Genomic DNA, 17,156 nt, shown 5'->3' on the forward strand with positions numbered 1-17,156 from the left:
GCTGCCGGGCACCGGCTTACGATGGTCGGTGATGATGACGACTGCCGGCGGACGCACATACGGGGGACTGACCGCAGAGGACCGACAGCTCCAACGTCGCGAATCACTGATTGCAGCGGGCCTGCAGCTGTTCGGCACGCTGGGCTACCCCAACGTCTCGGTGAAACGCATCTGCACCGAGGCCGGCCTGACGCAGCGGTACTTCTACGAGTCGTTCGGGGACCGTGCCGCGTTGCTCGGCGAGGTCTACAACCATTGCGTCGACATCGCGCGCGCCGCAACGCTCGCCGCGGCCGCGGAGGTGCTTGAGGACACCGAGCTCACCGACGGTCCGATACCGGACGACATGGTGCCCGCGCTAGCCGAACAGGCCCTGCGGGGATTCATCACCAGCCTCACCGAGGACACGCGCCGCGCGCGCATCATCATGATCGAAGTCGTCGGCGTCAGCCCCGAACTCGAGATGCTGCGACTGCGGGCGATTCACGGGTGGGCCGACCTCATCCTCGGTTTCGCCGCTCGAGGCCACGAACCGACTGCCGACCAGCGGCTCGCCGCGATCGGTCTCGTCGGCGCACTGACTCAACTCCTCGTCGACTGGCAGACCGCCCTGGACGCCCCCATCGAAGCCGGTTACGACCTGGAATTGTTCGCCATCGATGCGATCCACCGCGTGGTCACCGCGACATTCGTGGCCACGTACCAGCAGCTTTTTCACGCCGACTAGCGTCGAGAAGACACCGCACTCCGGATACCTGCCACCGCCGCATCGAGGTCGGGAACGACGAACAACCACTCGGACCCGTCGCCGAGGGTCAGACACAGCCGTTCGCGTTTCCCGCCGCTGAAGAGTTTTCCCGTACCGGGAGCCGTCCCGACGCCGACGACGAACTTGAACGCGACCGAGAACCGGGCCCCCTGCGCGCGTCGGCCCTTGGGCTCGAACACGACGTGCGTCTTGGTCACTTGCAACTCGCCCGGCACAGCGACACGGTCCATCGACCGTGCCGCCGTCCACCTCGCCAACGGCTGGTCGTCGTCCATGGACACGAGGATAGGACACCCACCGATGATCGCCCGAAACGTGCCGGTCGGACGACCGGGCCTGCCCATCCCCAGCGTCGCCCACTGGGTTGTGCGTGACAGGTGCAGGTTATCCACAAGATCTGGTCGAATGATCCACAATTTGCCGACTTTATCCACAAGTACGCAGAAACAGACATTTTCGGCGGTATGCGGGCCTAGATTCATCGACATGCAACGGGGGATCACAGACACCCGAAGCGACGACCAGTTGCTCCGGGATCACACCAACGGGGACCGCACCGCCTTTGAAGTTCTCTTCAAACGGCACGAGAACAAGCTGTGGGCAGTCGCTCTGCGCACCACCGGCGACTACGACGACGCAGCCGATTCACTCCAGGACGCACTCGAATCAGTCAACAAGACCGCGGGCCGGTTCCGGTTCGACTGCACGGTCTCGAGTTGGCTCTACCGGGTCGTCTTGAACGCGTCTCTCGATCGCCTCCGACGGAACAAGTCGCATGCGAGCACACCGCTCATAGAGGAGGACGAGTCGCTGGCCGATCCGCTCGACCACACCGGCGACATCGACCTGTCGCTCTCCATCGGCCGCGCGCTCGACGTCCTCCCACCCGAGCAACGGGCGGTGATCATCCTGCTGCACATCCACGACCTTTCCGTCGCCGAGGCCTCCGAAACGCTCGGCATTCCTCCCGGAACGGTCAAGAGCCGAGCCAACCGCGGACGGGCGAAGCTCGCGCTCGTCCTCGGCCACCTGAGAACCGAGAGCTGACGCGGCCCGCTTCGACATCCGCCACGCCCGAGCTGGCACAAGGGAACCGAAACGGGTTCCGCTGCGTCTAAATCAGTGATGGAATCTAATCACCAACGACGCGGAGGCGGACACAGTCTGATGGAGCACAACGGGGCGGACAGTCACGACGGACGGTATCCCGGCCCGCCGGTGCCAACCGACGTTCTCATCAGCTTCCATGCCGGACACCTCGATCCAGCCTTCGCGGACCATGTACGAGAGGTGACCGCAGACGATCCCGGCGCTCAACGCATCCTCGCCGCCCTCGATGCGACGAACGCCGATCTCGTCTCGCTGCGCGACGAAGAGGTCCCGATCCCGCCGGACGTGAGGGCGCGGATGCTCGACACCATCGGCCGATTCCACACCGACTGAACCCGCTCAGTGATCTGCCGGCTGTCGTCAGATCTGTGACCGCCTCCACCTCCGGCGGCCTGCGGGAACATCAGCCCATATCCTTGTGTTGAATGACAAAGCCCGCATGCAACGGCGGGCCCACTTGCTACACGGAGGATTAATGAGCGTCGGATTGACGAGCGACACCGAGAACCCGATCCACGAACTGATCATCGTGGGATCCGGCCCCGCAGGCTACACCGCCGCGGTGTATGCGGCCCGCGCCGAGCTGTCGCCCGTCGTCTTCGAAGGAATCTCCTTCGGCGGCGCGCTGATGACCACGACCGAGGTGGAGAACTTCCCCGGCTTCCAGAAGGGCATCCAGGGTCCCGAACTGATGGACGAGATGCGCGAGCAGGCGATCCGGTTCGGTGCTGACCTTCGTATTGAAGAAGTCGATGCGATGCGCCTGGAAGGCGACATCAAGGAGGTCGAGGTCGGCGGCGAGGTCTATCGAGCCCGCGCCGTCATCCTCGCGATGGGCGCCGCCGCCCGCTACCTCGGTGTCCCGGGGGAGCAGGAACTCCTCGGTCGCGGCGTCTCCTCGTGCGCGACATGCGACGGGTTCTTCTTCAAGGAGCAGGACATCGTCGTCGTCGGCGGCGGTGACTCGGCGATGGAGGAGGCCACCTTCCTCACCAAGTTCGCCCGCAAAGTGAGCCTCGTCCACCGACGCGACGAGTTCCGCTCCTCGAGGATCATGCTCGAACGAGCCCGCGCCAACGAGAAGATCGAGTTCGTCACGAACGCAGCCGTCTCCGCCGTCAAGGGCGACAACGCGGTTACCGAGCTCGAACTCACCGATACGGTCACCGGCGAGACCCGCACCCTGGAAGCGACCGGCATGTTCGTCGCCATCGGGCACGACCCCCGCAGCGAACTCGTGCGCGGCCAGGTCGATCTCGACGAAGACGGCTATGTGAAGGTCGACGGTCGTTCCACCTACACCAACGTCCCCGGCGTGTTCGCGTGCGGCGACCTCGTCGACCACACCTACCGCCAGGCGGTCACCGCGGCGGGCAGCGGTTGCTCGGCAGCGATCGACGCCGAGCGCTGGCTCGCCGATCACGCGGGCTGACGTCCATCCCCGAAACCCCAGATTCCCGAACCCCGGCTCTCGAACCCCAGGCTCTCAAATAAGGAGTAACAACATGGCAGGCAACACCGTCGACGTCACCGACGACACGTTCAAGGCGGACGTCCTCGAATCCGACAAACCCGTGCTGGTCGATTTCTGGGCCACCTGGTGCGGCCCGTGCAAGATGGTCGCCCCGGTTCTCGACGAGATCGCTCGCGACAACGGTGAGAAGCTGACTGTGGCCAAGGTCGACGTCGATGCGAACCCCGCGATCGCCCGCGACTTCCAGATCATGTCGATCCCGACGATGATCCTGTTCGAGAACGGCAAACCCACCAAGACGATCCAGGGTGCGAAGCCGAAGGCCGCCATCCTGCGGGAGCTCGCGCCCGTCCTCGAATGACGGCGGTCCAGGCACCGCCGTCGATCGGCAATACGGTTGGTCTCGATCCGACCCTTTCGTTTGTCGGCATCGACACGGACCTGAGAGAATAGAGCGGTGCAGTGACGGCCGCCGGCCACCCGGCCGGCGGCCGTCACCCTTATGCGAGAAAGTGGGGTCTCCATGCCGGTATTGCGACTCGGCGATCACGGCTCGGCAGTCGCCGAGATTCGGGCCATCCTTGTTACGCGAGGACTGCTGCCTCCGGCGCCGACCGCCACACCCGGTGACGAGCGGAGCCCGTGGTCCCCGCCCGAAGCGGTGTTCGATGCCGCGTGCGATCGCGCAGTCCGCGCGTTTCAACAAGAACGCGGCCTGATCGTCGACGGCGCGGTCGGGAGCGCGACGTACGCCGCGCTCCGCGAAGCGTCGTATCAACTCGGCAGCCGCGTCCTCCTGTACCGCCTGTCCGCACCCATGACGGGCGACGACGTCGCCACCCTGCAGTCACGCCTGCAGAACCTCGGCTATTACCACGGACTCGTCGATGGACAGTTCGGCGAAGTCACGCACAACTCCGTCGGCCGCTACCAGACCGAGTACGGGTTGAGCTCGGACGGCATCTGCGGGCCCGAGACGATCCGTTCCCTCAACCGCCTCGGCACCCGTATCACCGGCGGATCGCCGCACGCCATCCGCGAAGAGGAGCAGGTGCGGCGCTCCGGCCCCCAGCTGTCCGGCAAGCGCATCCTCATCGACCCCGGTTCCGACTCCGAAGCCGACGCCGGAGCACTGTGGGATCTGGCGTCGCGTCTGGAGGGACGCATGTCGGCGGCCGGTATGGAGACGTTCCTGTCGCACGACGGTAAGTCGTCGCCGGAGGACGACGAGCGCGCCCGTGTCGCGAATCTCGCTGACGTCGATCTGATGATCTCGCTGCGCGCGGGTAGCTATCGGAACGAGCTCGCCAATGGTGTCGCAACGTTCTACTTCGGCAACACTCACGGCTCGTTCTCGACCATCGGCCGCAATCTCGCGAGCTTCATCCAGCGTGAGCTGGTCGCCCGCACAGGCTTCCTCGACTGCCGCACGCACGAGCGCACGTGGAACATTCTGCGCACCACTCGGATGCCCGTCGTCGTCATCGAGACCGGATACATCACGAATCCCCACGACGCTGCGATGCTCGCCGATCCCGGCCAGCGCGACACGATCGCCGAAGCCATCCTCGTCGCCGTCAAGCGTCTCTACCTTCTCGGTGAGAACGACCGTCCGACGGGTACGTACACGTTCGCTGATCTTCTGGCCGCGGAACGCATCACTCCGTAAATCACATCGATGTTGTTTCCCGTGAAACAACGACGGTGGGACGAGGCGATGCGACGACCGTCATTTCAGCCGACGGGCGTTGGCGCGCCGGACAGATCGGCAGCCGCCTCGACTACCAGCTTCTCGAGCGCCCGCTCCACTGCGGACTTCCATCCGAGTCCCTCATCGAGTTCCAGACGAAGCCTGGGCAGATAGAGATCGGCCGCGACTGTCTCGAAGCCGCAGTCGATGAGAAGCTGCGTCGGCATGAGGCAGTCTAGGCACGCATCCGTGTCAAAGCCGTTGCCGAGCATCAAGCCGACCAGATCGCGCTCGAGTGGTTCACGTGAACCGGTGAATCCGAAAGCTTCGATGGCGCGGACACCTCGCCGCACGACGTCGGTGACAACGGCGTCGATGAGCGTCACCGAGGTCTCTTCGAAGCCGGGTTCCGCCGACACAGTCGACAGCAGGACCGCATCCGAGCCAACCGGAGCCGTCGGGAAACGTCGGGCTCGCGGGACTCGCCCCGGGGGAGCGTAGAGGGCGCTGCCCACGACCCGGCCGGTCGTGGACTCGACGGCGACCTGTCCGCACGTGCCCCATTCGAGGAGCAGTCCGGAGATCCAGGCCTCCTTGTCGAATTCGCTTTCGTGGTCGACCGCCGACTTCCGCTCAACCATCCCCGACTCGAAACTGTTCGGGTCGTCGCGATCCATCTCCCAGAAGACACAGCGCCGAGTATGCGACGGCAGAGTCTGAAACATCTCGAGTTCCAGAGGTACTACCGTCACCGTCATCGTTGCTCCCGTATCACGCCGAACTACTCATGAAGCCTGCATGTCACTGTGACGTTTCATGGGTGCAGGCGTATATCACTAATGGTAAATGGGAATAATCGGACTAAGTCGCGTTGTCCGTCTGCTCCGCGATCATCGTGACGATTCGCTCCAGATCGTCCACCGAACCGAATTCTATGACGACCTTTCCCTTCCGCTTGCTCAGACTGACGGTCACTTTCGTGTCCAGCCGATCCGAAAGCCTGTCTGCGACGTCCTGCAACCCCGGCATCTGCATCTGTTGCCGCTTGCGTTGGGGAGCCACCGGAGAGTCATCGTCGCCGCGATTAGCGAGCGTCACGGCCTCCTCGGTCGCGCGTACGGACAGCCCTTCGGCCACGATTCGAGCCGCCAACTGCTCCTGCGCCTCGCTGCCTGTCTCCAAGGACAGAAGCGCACGCGCGTGCCCAGCCGACAACACGCCCGCCGCGACGCGACGCTGGACCGGGATCGGCAGACGCAGCAATCGGATCATGTTGGAGATGACCGGACGTGAGCGACCCAGTCGATTCGCGAGCTCTTCGTGTGTCACGTCGAACTCCTCGAGCAACTGCTGATACGCGGCCGCCTCTTCGAGGGGATTCAACTGTGCGCGATGGATGTTCTCCAAGAGCGCATCGCGGAGCATCTCACCGTCGGGCGTCTCGCGGACGATCGCCGGAAGCACCTCGACACCGACATTGGTGCCAGCACGCCAGCGGCGCTCGCCCATGATGAGTTGATAGCGGACCCCGTCAGCAGTGGGGGAGGGGAGCTCCCGGACGACGATCGGCTGCATCAGGCCGAACTCACGGATGGAATGCTCGAGCTCCGCCAGCGCGTCCTCGTCGAACACGGTGCGCGGCTGGCTTGGGTTCGGCTCAATCTGCGACGGCGGGATCTCGCGATAGACGGCACCAATGGCGTCCGGCGTGCCGCCTTCGCTCGACCCGCGGGTCGACTCACGACGGGGATCGGTTGATTCACGTGAAACATCGGTCTCGACTCCGCCGGAGTCGCTCAACGAACCCCGAGAGGAACCGCCACCGATGACGACGTCGGCCGCGGCTGAGCCCATGCGGCGTGTGTTAGCGCCGGGATCCTCCTCGGTCGGACCGGTCGGGATGAGGGCGGCCAGACCTCTTCCGAGACCGCCCCGCCGTTGCGCGTCGCGCTGTTGTGCCATTACGCCAGACCACCTTCCACTGCCGCGCGCTGCGCCAGTTCCCGCGACGCGTCGAGATAGCTCATGGATCCACGTGAACCCGGGTCGTACTCGATGATCGACATACCGTAACCAGGAGCCTCGGAGACCTTCACGCTGCGAGGAATGATCGTCGACAACACGGTGTCACCGAAGTGGTTCCGAACCTCAGAAGCGACCTGATCCGCAAGCTTGGTCCGACCGTCGTACATCGTCAGGAGGACCGTCGACACGTGCAGCTCCTTGTTCAGATGTGCCTGCACAAGTTCGATGTTGCGGAGTAGCTGTCCGACACCCTCCAATGCGTAGTACTCGCACTGGATCGGAATGAGGACCTCTTTCGCAGCGACCATCGCGTTGACGGTCAGCAGCCCAAGAGACGGCGGGCAGTCGATCAGCACGTAGTCGATTCCGAGCTCGGCGAGCACGCTCTCGTCGAGGGATCTACGCAGACGACTCTCCCGGGCCACCATCGAGACCAGCTCGATCTCCGCTCCCGCGAGGTCCAGAGTCGACGGCACGCAGAAGAGCCTGTCGCTAGCGGGAGACTGCTGGATCGCATCGCGCAGCGACACATCGTCCAAGAGCATCTCGTACACCGACGCTATCCCCGGCCGGCGGTGATCGATCCCCAGCGCGGTACTGGCGTTGCCCTGAGGATCGAGGTCGACGACGAGTACGCCGAGGCCGTGGATCGCCAGCCCGGCCGCAAGATTCACTGCGGATGTGGTCTTGCCGACCCCGCCCTTCTGATTCGCTACCGTCATGATTCTCGGCCGCGCCGGACGGGGGAGTGTGCCAGAGCCCCCCGGAGTCAGGACCTGGCTTGCTCGTTCAGCCGCAGCCGCGATCGGCGTGTCCGCGTAGTGCCCTGCATGCGTATCGGTCGGTGTTTCACGTGAAACTACTGATTCGTCTTCGGGCACCCCGGAGCTCCTTACGTCGTTCCGTCTATTGTGCGCTCTACGTCGAAAGGACACCAATCCTCTAACGTCCTCGCTTGGCTCGACGTGCGGCTCGGCGGGCCGCGGCCGCATCCTTGTCTGTCCCGACCCTCGACCCGACGAGGAGAGTTGTCGGCTCGTCGAGTACATCGACACCGCACTGTGTCACGGCCAGATCGACGATGCCCACCTTCCGTACCGCAGAGCGATCGCGCTCGATCTCTTCGATGACCGAACGGCCCTTGAGAGCGATGAGTCGTCCACCCACCCGGATCAGGGGAGCGGACCATCCCGCGAGCCGATCGAGTGGCGCGACGGCCCGTGACGTCACGACGTCGGCCGTGCCGACTGCCGCCAGCACGGCCTTCTCCTCGGCTCGGCCTCGCGTCACCGTGACGTTTGTCAGCCCGAGCTCAGATACCACCTCATCTAGGAAGGTGGTTCGCCTCAGGAGCGGTTCGATCAACGTAATCGACAGGTTCGGCTTCGCTATCGCCAGGGGGATGCCCGGCAAGCCAGCCCCACTGCCGATGTCGAACACCGTCGCTCCATCGTCAATCACTTCGCCGAGCACAGCGCAGTTGAGAATGTGCCTCGTCCATAGACGCGGGACCTCACTCGGTCCGATGAGACCGCGCAGCACCCCCTGCTCGGTGAGTAGGCGAGCGTACGCGTTCGCCTGATCGAGTCGGTCGCCAAAGACCGCAGCTGCGACCTCGGGAGTCGGTTCACACTCGGCTGTGGGTTGGTCGTCTATCATCTGTCCTCATTCGTCAATGGGTTTCACGTGAAACGCCGGCCGATCGACGCCCGCTTCCGGTTCCACGTGAAACACCTTGAATCACATAGATGTAATTCTCCCCCTTCAGACAAGAGAAGTGCCCGCCCCCAGGCCGGGGCGTGTCTGGGCAGGGGGGGGGGGTCCTCACTCCCTTCCACCCCCACTGTTCTCCGCCCCCCCCTACCCACACCACCCGCCCCGCCCCCGGGCCCGGCACTTCTCTGGACAGGGGAGGGGAGACCTCACTCCTTGATAACGACCACGCGACGCTTGGGCTCGGCGCCTTCGCTCTCGCTGTACACGCCATCGACGGCGGCGACAGCGTCGTGCACGATCTTGCGCTCGAACGGCGTCATCGGGTCGAGCGACTCACGTTCCCCGCTGTCGCGCACGCGCTCGGACACCTCGGTGCCGAGTCGGGCGAGACGATCGCGTCGGTCTGCGCGCCACCGACTGACGTCGAGCATCAACCTGCTGCGATCGCCGGTAGCCTGCTGGACGGCGAGACGAGTGAGTTCTTGGAGCGCGTCGAGCACCTCACCGTCGCGGCCGACGAGCTTCGACAGATCCTTGCCTCCGTCGATACTGACGATCGCACGATCGCCGTCGACGTCCAGATCGATGTCACCGTCGAAGTCGAGAACATCGAGCAACTGCTCAAGGTAGTCGCCGGCGATCTCGCCCTCTTCGACCAGACTGTCTTCCTCGCTCAATGCCTCCTGAGCATCCTCGGCAATCGGCTCGTCGGATTCGACGGCGGCCTGCACAGCGTCACCTGTCATGATTTGTACCTCTGTATCTTCTGCGGAAAAGTTCGTAGCGTCGCGAGAACGGCGTCAGCGCTTGCGGCCTTGCCTGTTCTTCTTGTTCCGTTTGTTGCCGGACTGCTTGGCGCCGCCAGGCTTGTTCGGTCGCTGTCCGGGCGACGGCTTCTTCCCCGGACCGGGCTGCTGCTTGGCCTTCTCGCCGGAAGCCTTCTGGGGGGTCGACGTCCCGTCGCCCTTCTTCAGCGAGGTCTTCGGCGCCTCGTCGGAACTGTCCTCGTCGACGTCGGTCGCGGCATCGGCTACTGCGGTCGCACCGCGCTTAGGGCTGCTCGGTTTGGCTCCCGGCTTCGGAGCATTGGCCCTGAGCCGTTCCTCCTTAGCGGCCTTGGCTTCTTCCTCTTCCTTGGCGATACGACCGAAGACGAGGTGCTGCTGACCGTAGGTCCAGAGGTTATTGCTCACCCAGTAGAGCAGAATCGCGACAGGGAAGAACGGTCCGGTCACGAGGATGCCGAGCGGGAACACGTACAACGCGAGCTTGTTCATGATGCGGGTCTGCGGGTTGTCCGATGCGGCCGCCGTCTGACGTCCCACCGAAGCGCGCGAGTTCATGTGCGTCGCGATGGAAGCCACGATCATCAGCGGCACGACGACCACGGCGATCTGCCACCGCGTGAAGTCCACCGGCTGGCCATGCTCGACGAACGCCTGGAACTGGTCGACAGGCTCGGTGATGAAGGACGACAGCGGGACGCCGAAGATGCGGGCGTCGAGGAAGTTCTGAACCTGGTCCGCGCTGAACGCATAGTTGCCGATGGACCGCGTCTGCTCTGCGGTCATCGCCTCGCTGGTACCGCCGATCGGCATGGCGGTGCCGGTGCCCATTCGGTTGAACGAACGCAGCACGTGGAACAGACCGATGAACACCGGGATCTGCATGAACATCGGCAGGCAACCGAGAAGCGGGTTGAACCCGTGCTCCTTCTGGAGCTTCTGCATCTCCTCGGTCATCTTGACCCGGTCGTTGGCGTACTTCTTACGGATCGCCTGCATCTGCGGGTTGATTTCCTGCATCTGCTTCGTCGTGCGGATCTGCTTGACGAACGGCTTGTACAGGATCGCGCGCAGCGTGAAGACGAGGAACACCACGGACAGTGCCCAGGCGACGCCCGAACCACCCGGCGAGTCCGGCATGATCTTGTCGAACAGCCAGTGCCAGACCCACATGATCCAGGACACCGGGTAGTAGATGAAGTTGAGCACGGCTCACTGACCCCTATCTGAAGTTGGCGCGCGAGCGCCGCTTTCTAAAGTCTGCTGCTTGCCGACCATCGCGGCGAGCCATTGTCGCGGACCGTTCTCGGGCACCGGGTCGTATCCGGGGCGATGCCAGGGTCCGCACTTGAGAAGTCTGAACACCGAGAGCACCGAACCCCAGAGGAATCCGTGCCTACCCAGTGCTTCGACCGCATATCCGCTGCAGGTCGGTTCGAACCGGCACGTCGGCATCCGGGTCGGGGAGATCCACGTCCGATACAGCTCGATCAGGAACACAAGGGCCTGACGCGGCCACATGTGCATTCGGTGGGCGAGACTCATCGCGCCCCCGCGAACGCCGCCTGCGCCTTCCGGTGCGCGAAGCCGGCCCTCAACTGGTCGGCGAGCTCATCGGTGGAAAGCTCGGCGATGGACGGGTACGCACGCAGTACGACGAAAGTCTCGGCGACCGGCAGTTCGCCGCGCACCTGGGCGAACGCATGACGAAGACGCCGTGCGACCCGGTGTCGGGTGACGGCGTCGCCGACCTTTTTCGAGACGATGAGGCCGAGCCAGGGGCCACCGATGGTCGCGACATCCGCACGCAGACCGGTCGGATCCGGCCATGTCGCAGACACGGGCGCCAGGTGGATCACCAGATCACGTGCCGAAACCCGCACACCTTTGGCAAGTGTGCGGGTGAAATCGGATCTCCGCGAGATCCGCCTGGAGGCGGCGGTCACCGATCGCTGCGATCGGATACGCGCCGACTCAGGCGGTCAGCTTGGCGCGGCCCTTGGAACGGCGACCGTTCACAATTGCGCGGCCAGCGCGAGTACGCATGCGCAGACGGAAGCCGTGCACGCGGGCGCGACGACGGTTGTTCGGCTGGAAAGTACGCTTCCCCTTAGCCACTGGGTGCTCCTTGAGTCGATACAGCAGGTGGTCTCTTGCCCGACGCTGGGTACCGGTCTCATCTCATGACTAGATGACCTGCACACGTGCTTGGGCGACCTGTCGAGACTACTGGACTGCTGCTGCCCGATCAAACCCGCTCCGACCTGCCTGGATCACAGGGCAGCGAATTACATGCCTGAGATTTGTTCACAGCTTTCTCCACAGATGTGGATAACTGTGTGGACAACTCGCGCTGGCGTGGCATTTCGTGGCAACCTCTAGGACGCACGTCTGTGGATTTACTGTTGAAGGGGGCCCGGCATGGCGAGCGATCGCGAGTCGTTCAACGACGTCTGGAAGCAGGTCGTCATTGAACTCACCGGCGAATCCGCCACGCCGAGTGGGCAACCACTCTCGCGGCAGCAGAAGGCATGGCTCTCGCTCGTCCAACCGTTGACCCTGATCGAGGGTTTCGCGCTCCTGGCGGTGCCTACTCCGCTGGTCCAGGAACAGATCGAGCGCAATCTCCGAGAAGTGATCCGGACCGCGCTCAGCACCCATCTCGGTCAGACCGTCGACATCGCGGTCCGCGTCGCCGAACCGGAGGAGATCGCGTCGACGCCTGCCGAGCCGGCTCCGGTTCGCACGCCTGCGGCCGCGGCCGCAGCGGTCGACACGCTCGATCACCGTGCCGATCCAGCGCCGAACGAGTTCTCCGCGTTGAACTACTCTGACGCGCCGCAGGGCCCGCAACCCGGGCCGCGTGAGTGGACTTCGTACTTCGCGGACCGCGATGTCGCGACGCCCGCCGAGAGCAGCACGACGTCGCTGCACCCGCGGTACACGTTCGACTCGTTCGTGATCGGCGCATCGAACCGGTTCGCGCACGCGTCGGCGGTCGCCGTCGCCGAGAACCCGGCGCGCGCCTACAACCCGCTGTTCATCTGGGGCGAATCCGGCCTGGGCAAGACTCACCTCCTGCACGCGGCGGGCCACTACGCGCAACGCCTCTACCCGGGGATGCGCGTCAAGTACGTCTCGACCGAGGAATTCACGAACGACTTCATCAACTCCCTGCGTGACGACCGGCGCGTCGCGTTCAAACGCAGGTACCGCGACATCGACATGCTGCTGATCGACGACATCCAGTTCTTGGAGGGCAAGGAAGGCATCCAGGAGGAGTTCTTCCACACGTTCAACACGCTGCACAACGCGAACAAGCAGATCGTCGTGTCCTCCGACCGTCCGCCGAAGCAGCTGGCCACCCTCGAGGACCGTTTGCGGACCCGGTTCGAGTGGGGACTCATCACCGACGTGCAGCCGCCCGACCTCGAGACACGTATCGCGATCCTTCGTAAGAAGGCGCAGATGGACAAGCTGGCGGCCCCGGACGACGTCCTGGAGCTCATCGCATCCAAGATCGAACGCAACATCCGCGAGCTCGAAGGCGCGCTGATCCGCGTGACGGCGTTCGCATCCCTGCAGAACGCCGAGCTCGACCGGTCACTCGCCGAGGTCGTTCTCAAGGCACTGATCCCAGACGACCGGGCGATCGAGATCAGCGCCGCGAGCATCCTGGCCATCACCGCCGAGTACTTCGACATCTCCATCGAAGATCTGCGCGGACCAAGCAAGATGCGTCCGGTGACGCAGGCCCGTCAGATCTCCATGTACCTGTGCCGCGAACTCACCGACCTGTCGCTCCCGAAGATCGGTGAAGCGTTCGACCGCGACCACACGACGGTCATGTACGCGGTGAAGAAGATCAACAAGGAGATGCCGGAGCGGCGCAAGGTCTACGACCACGTGCAGGAACTGACCGCACGCATCAAGCAGCGGGCCAACCGCTGATGTCCCGGGCACTCGGTCGTCTCGGCGACGAACGGTTCACGCGACACGAAGGTCGAATTCGTCGTGTCGTCACCGGCGTGTCGCAATGACAAAACCCCAGGTCCGTGTTTACGCCGCCCTGTGGACAACTTGGTGACGACTCGCCGCGAAGCTGTGCACAGGGGTTGTGCACATTGTGGATAACTATCTTGGTCCACAACCGCACCGAGTTATCCACAGGCTCGGTTCCATGTCGGTCCCCAGCGATGCCGGTCATGTGACCTGCTGGAAGGTGAGTTATCCACAGATTCCACAGGCCCTACTTCTAGTAAGAATTTCTCTAAGAAGTACTTCTTTTAAAAGTAGTTGTGTGCATACACAGCCGAACGACGTCCCGCCGGTCCGTCGAATCACAGCCGCTGTTGCGATACACCACGGTGCTCGCTCTAGAGTGGAACCCGGTGACACGGTCGTGTCGCCGGAGTCGAGCGCGTCACCGCGCACGGCCGTCAACCAGCAGAAGGGCAATCACCGCAGATGAAGTTCCGTGTCGTGCGTGACGAGTTCGCCGATGCCGTCGCATGGGTTGCCAGGAGCCTGCCGTCGCGTCCGCCGGTCCCGGTCCTCGGTTGCGTCGTCCTGACCGCAGGCGACGACGGCCTGAGAGTCTCAGGATTCGACTACGAGGTGTCGGCTACCCAGACCATCTCGGCCGAGGTGTCCGATGACGGCACCGCATTGGTCTCCGGCCGACTGCTCGCAGACATCACCAAGGCGCTTCCGAGCAAGCCGGTCGATGTGACCATCGACGGCAGTCGCGTCGCTATCGCCTGCGGCAGCGCGCGCTTCTCGCTGCCGACGATGCCCGCCGAGGACTACCCGGATCTGCCCGACGTTCCTCAGACGACCGGCACCGTCCCCGCCGATCTCTTCGCCCAGGCCGTGTCACAGGTCGCCGTCGCCGCAGGTCGCGACGACACCCTGCCGATGTTGACCGGCGTCCGCGTGGAGATCGACGGCGACAAAGTGGTCCTCGCCGCCACCGATCGCTTCCGTCTCGCGGTCCGTGAACTCCAGTGGAGTCCCTCTGAGGCCGGTACCGCAGGCTCTGCGCTCGTCCCAGCCAAGACACTCTCCGAAGCAGCCAAATCGGCCGGCTCGGACGGCACCGGCACTGTCGATCTCGCTTTCGGTTCGGCGCACGCCATCGGGTCCGACGGCATTCTCGGCATCACGAACAACGCGAAGAAGACCACGACGCGTCTGCTCGATGCGGAGTTTCCGAAGTTCCGCCAACTGTTCCCTGCCGGACACACATCGGTCGCCTCCGTCGACAGCGCTCCGCTCATCGAAGCCATCAAGCGTGTCTCACTTGTCGCCGAACGCGGTGCGCAGGTCCGCCTGGACTTCACTCGCGACTCGGTGATGCTCACCGCGGGCGGCGACGAAGCGGGCAAGGCGGAGGAAGAACTGCCGGTCGCGTTCTACGGTGAGCCGATCATCATCGCGTTCAACCCGACGTATCTGCTCGACGGCCTGGCCGCGATCGGTTCGGAGACAGTCGAGTTCGGTTTCACGAACCCGGAGCCGGACGGCAGCGGCCAGCAGCGTGCCGCGATCCGTCCCGCCGTCCTGCGGCCCGCTTCCGGCAACGATCCGGTGACCGACGAGTCCGGCTTGTACGCCGCTCCCGACAGCGAGTTCAGCTACCTGCTGATGCCTGTGCGTCTGCCGGGCTGATCCGCGCCCCAGACGTGTTCGTTCGAGATCTGACGCTGCGCGACTACCGCTCATGGCCGAGCGCCGAGTTCACGTTGGCTCCGGAGACCACGATCTTCGTGGGGCGGAACGGATTCGGTAAGACGAATCTCCTCGAATCGCTGTTCTACGTTGCGACGCTGCGGTCGCACCGAGTGTCCAGTGACGCACCGTTGGTGCGGTCGGGAGCCGATGTCGCGAAAGTGTCGGCGACCGTCGAGAATGACGGGCGCGAGCTGACCGTCGACTTGGCGATCGCGGCGTCCGGCTCGAACAAGGCGGCTATCAATACGCGGCCGGTGCGTCGTACCCGCGAAGTCCTCGGCATTCTGCGGACGGTGCTGTTCGCCCCCGAAGACCTCGCGCTGGTGCGCGGGGACCCGAGCGAACGTCGACGTTTCGTCGATGAGCTCGTCGCCCAGATCCGGCCGATGGCCGCTGGTGCGAAAGCCGACTACGACCGGGTTCTCCGCCAGCGGTCCGCGCTGCTCAAGACAGCGGGCGCAGCGATGCGCCGTGGTGAGACCGATTCGGTCATCAGCACCCTCGACGTGTGGGATTCCCAGCTCGCCGAGTTCGGGGCCCAGGTCACGGCGTCGCGAATCGCGATCGTCCGACACCTGGCGCCGCTCGTCACTGCGGCGTACGGGTCGATAGCCCCGCACTCGCGGCCCGCGACGATCGCCTACCGGTCCGCCGCAGGTGCCGACGTCGATGCGTCACCCGGCGGCGATGACGCGGTCGACGAGATCCGGGACATACTGGCGGCACGGCTCGTCGAACTGCGCGACAAGGAGATCGAACGCGGCGTCAGCCTCGTCGGACCGCACCGTGACGACCTCGAGCTGGTCCTCGGCGACGAACCCGCGAAGGGTTTCGCGAGCCACGGCGAATCCTGGTCGTTCGCGCTTGCCCTGCGGCTCGCCAGCGTCGACCTGCTCCGCGCGGACGGAGTGGACCCCGTGATCATGCTCGACGACGTCTTCGCCGAACTCGACGTCCGACGCCGCGAGAAACTCGCCGAGTTCACCGAGGGCTCCGAACAACTCCTGGTGACCGCCGCCGTCGCCGACGACATCCCCACGCGCGTCAGCGGACGCCGGATCTCCATCGGCGTATCCGACGACGGTCCGCGCAGTTCGCTGGTCGTGGGGGATGAGAAGATTTCGCCTCCGCTCGAGCAGGAGGGGGAGGCGCATGAGTGACCAGACACCACCGGATCCGCTCGGCGGACGCAGCGGATACGAGATGGCGCGTAAGGCGCTCGAAGACGCGCGTGCCGAAGCCCGCGCGGCCGGGAAGTCGGTCGGTATGGGCCGCTCTGCGCCCATCCGGTCCCGGCGCCGCGGCGGAGACCGCTCGCGCAGGTCATGGTCGGGTGCGGGACCCGATCCGCGCGATCCTCAGCCGTTGGGCAAGTTGACCGGCCGGTTGGCGAAGGATCACGGCTGGGAGTCGAAGATCTCTGAGGGCACGCTGTTCGCTCTCTGGCCGTCGATCGTCGGTGAGGACATCGCGGCGCACGCCGAACCGGAGAAGCTCAACGAGAGCGTGCTGCATGTGCGCGCCGAGTCGACGGCGTGGGCGACGCAGCTGCGATACATGCAGAGTCAGATACTCAAGAAGATCGCCGCCTCCGTCGGACACAACGTGGTGACGAGTCTGCGCATCGTGGGGCCGCAGGCTCCGTCGTGGCGGAAGGGTCCGCGACACGTTTCCGGGCGCGGCCCGCGGGACACGTACGGGTAGTGGACGTGACCGGCAGTCGTATCGGCCGTCAGTTCGCGCGTGAGCGCGATTAATCCGGGGCGGATGCCAACCGAGTCGCAGCTATCCGAAAAAATCGCGCTGTGAGGACGACAGGCCGTGGCGAGCGGTCAGCTAATTCGCTTGAGGCAG

General features: G+C 64.6%; 20 protein-coding genes. 10 read left to right on the plus strand and 10 right to left on the minus strand.

Features of this window, described 5'->3' with window-relative positions; translation table 11 throughout:
* Window positions 1-31 precede the first annotated feature (31 nt).
* The gene (locus L5G33_RS11380; protein ID WP_236998303.1) at window positions 32-727 is read left to right on the plus strand and encodes a TetR/AcrR family transcriptional regulator; all 696 of its coding nucleotides are present in this window, start codon (window positions 32-34) and stop codon (window positions 725-727) included.
* Here the strand turns inward: L5G33_RS11380 and L5G33_RS11385 are convergent.
* On the minus strand, window positions 724-1,044 hold the full coding sequence (locus tag L5G33_RS11385; RefSeq protein WP_236998304.1) for a hypothetical protein: 321 nt from the start codon (window positions 1,042-1,044) through the stop codon (window positions 724-726). The two genes, L5G33_RS11380 and L5G33_RS11385, sit on opposite strands and share 4 nt — an antisense overlap.
* Before the next feature lie 211 nt (window positions 1,045-1,255).
* Between L5G33_RS11385 and sigM the strand changes: the two genes are divergently transcribed.
* The 5 genes from sigM (at window position 1,256) to L5G33_RS11410 (ending at window position 5,022) form a co-directional block, all read left to right on the plus strand.
* The gene (gene sigM, locus L5G33_RS11390; protein WP_236998305.1) at window positions 1,256-1,816 is read left to right on the plus strand and encodes an RNA polymerase sigma factor SigM; all 561 of its coding nucleotides are present in this window, start codon (window positions 1,256-1,258) and stop codon (window positions 1,814-1,816) included.
* Window positions 1,817-1,936: 120 nt separating this feature from the next.
* Window positions 1,937-2,212: an RsmA family anti-sigma factor gene (locus L5G33_RS11395; RefSeq protein WP_236998306.1), complete on the plus strand. Its 276-nt coding sequence runs from the start codon at window positions 1,937-1,939 to the stop codon at window positions 2,210-2,212.
* Between the two features lie 142 nt (window positions 2,213-2,354).
* A complete protein-coding gene (gene trxB / locus L5G33_RS11400) occupies window positions 2,355-3,311 on the plus strand; it encodes a thioredoxin-disulfide reductase (RefSeq protein ID WP_236998307.1) in 957 nt (318 codons plus the stop codon).
* A 73-nt stretch (window positions 3,312-3,384) separates the two neighbouring features.
* The gene (gene trxA, locus L5G33_RS11405; RefSeq protein ID WP_236998308.1) at window positions 3,385-3,714 is read left to right on the plus strand and encodes a thioredoxin; all 330 of its coding nucleotides are present in this window, start codon (window positions 3,385-3,387) and stop codon (window positions 3,712-3,714) included.
* Window positions 3,715-3,876: 162 nt separating this feature from the next.
* Window positions 3,877-5,022: an N-acetylmuramoyl-L-alanine amidase gene (locus L5G33_RS11410; protein WP_236998309.1), complete on the plus strand. Its 1,146-nt coding sequence runs from the start codon at window positions 3,877-3,879 to the stop codon at window positions 5,020-5,022.
* A gap of 65 nt (window positions 5,023-5,087) precedes the next feature.
* Here the strand turns inward: L5G33_RS11410 and L5G33_RS11415 are convergent, their stop codons facing one another.
* From L5G33_RS11415 to rpmH, 9 genes are all read right to left on the minus strand, one after another.
* The gene (locus L5G33_RS11415; protein WP_236998310.1) at window positions 5,088-5,801 is read right to left on the minus strand and encodes a hypothetical protein; all 714 of its coding nucleotides are present in this window, start codon (window positions 5,799-5,801) and stop codon (window positions 5,088-5,090) included.
* Between the two features lie 103 nt (window positions 5,802-5,904).
* A complete protein-coding gene (locus tag L5G33_RS11420; RefSeq protein WP_236998311.1) occupies window positions 5,905-7,005 on the minus strand; it encodes a ParB/RepB/Spo0J family partition protein in 1,101 nt (366 codons plus the stop codon).
* A complete protein-coding gene (locus L5G33_RS11425) occupies window positions 7,005-8,060 on the minus strand; it encodes a ParA family protein (RefSeq protein ID WP_236998312.1) in 1,056 nt (351 codons plus the stop codon). Before L5G33_RS11425 ends, L5G33_RS11420 begins: the two co-directional genes overlap by 1 nt.
* Window positions 8,011-8,727, minus strand: coding sequence for a 16S rRNA (guanine(527)-N(7))-methyltransferase RsmG (rsmG, locus tag L5G33_RS11430; protein WP_236998313.1), 717 nt, complete (start codon window positions 8,725-8,727; stop codon window positions 8,011-8,013). The genes L5G33_RS11425 and rsmG overlap by 50 nt, the downstream gene beginning before the upstream one ends.
* 263 nt (window positions 8,728-8,990) lie before the next feature.
* A complete protein-coding gene (locus L5G33_RS11435; protein WP_236998314.1) occupies window positions 8,991-9,530 on the minus strand; it encodes a Jag family protein in 540 nt (179 codons plus the stop codon).
* A gap of 54 nt (window positions 9,531-9,584) precedes the next feature.
* Window positions 9,585-10,778: a membrane protein insertase YidC gene (gene yidC, locus L5G33_RS11440; RefSeq protein ID WP_236998315.1), complete on the minus strand. Its 1,194-nt coding sequence runs from the start codon at window positions 10,776-10,778 to the stop codon at window positions 9,585-9,587.
* A 3-nt stretch (window positions 10,779-10,781) separates the two neighbouring features.
* Window positions 10,782-11,114 (minus strand): membrane protein insertion efficiency factor YidD, encoded by a 333-nt coding sequence (yidD, locus tag L5G33_RS11445; RefSeq protein WP_236998316.1) that lies wholly within the window; start codon window positions 11,112-11,114, stop codon window positions 10,782-10,784.
* Entirely contained in the window at window positions 11,111-11,515 is a 405-nt protein-coding gene (gene rnpA, locus L5G33_RS11450; protein WP_236998317.1) for a ribonuclease P protein component, read from the minus strand. The genes yidD and rnpA overlap by 4 nt, the downstream gene beginning before the upstream one ends.
* Window positions 11,516-11,543: 28 nt before the next feature.
* Window positions 11,544-11,687: a 50S ribosomal protein L34 gene (rpmH, locus tag L5G33_RS11455; RefSeq protein ID WP_006337454.1), complete on the minus strand. Its 144-nt coding sequence runs from the start codon at window positions 11,685-11,687 to the stop codon at window positions 11,544-11,546.
* Between the two features lie 303 nt (window positions 11,688-11,990).
* Between rpmH and dnaA the strand changes: the two genes are divergently transcribed.
* The 4 genes from dnaA to L5G33_RS11475 all read left to right on the plus strand — a co-directional run bounded on the left by dnaA (window position 11,991) and on the right by L5G33_RS11475 (window position 17,006).
* Window positions 11,991-13,520 (plus strand): chromosomal replication initiator protein DnaA, encoded by a 1,530-nt coding sequence (dnaA, locus tag L5G33_RS11460; RefSeq protein WP_236998318.1) that lies wholly within the window; start codon window positions 11,991-11,993, stop codon window positions 13,518-13,520.
* Window positions 13,521-14,036: 516 nt separating this feature from the next.
* Entirely contained in the window at window positions 14,037-15,239 is a 1,203-nt protein-coding gene (gene dnaN, locus L5G33_RS11465) for a DNA polymerase III subunit beta (RefSeq protein WP_236998319.1), read from the plus strand.
* Window positions 15,240-15,253: 14 nt separating this feature from the next.
* Entirely contained in the window at window positions 15,254-16,462 is a 1,209-nt protein-coding gene (gene recF / locus L5G33_RS11470; RefSeq protein WP_236998320.1) for a DNA replication/repair protein RecF, read from the plus strand.
* Entirely contained in the window at window positions 16,455-17,006 is a 552-nt protein-coding gene (locus L5G33_RS11475) for a DUF721 family protein (RefSeq protein WP_236998321.1), read from the plus strand. The genes recF and L5G33_RS11475 overlap by 8 nt, the downstream gene beginning before the upstream one ends.
* Window positions 17,007-17,156: the final 150 nt, after the last annotated feature.

The sequence above is a fragment of the Gordonia liuliyuniae genome (assembly GCF_021738805.1).
Lineage (GTDB): Bacteria > Actinomycetota > Actinomycetes > Mycobacteriales > Mycobacteriaceae > Gordonia > Gordonia liuliyuniae.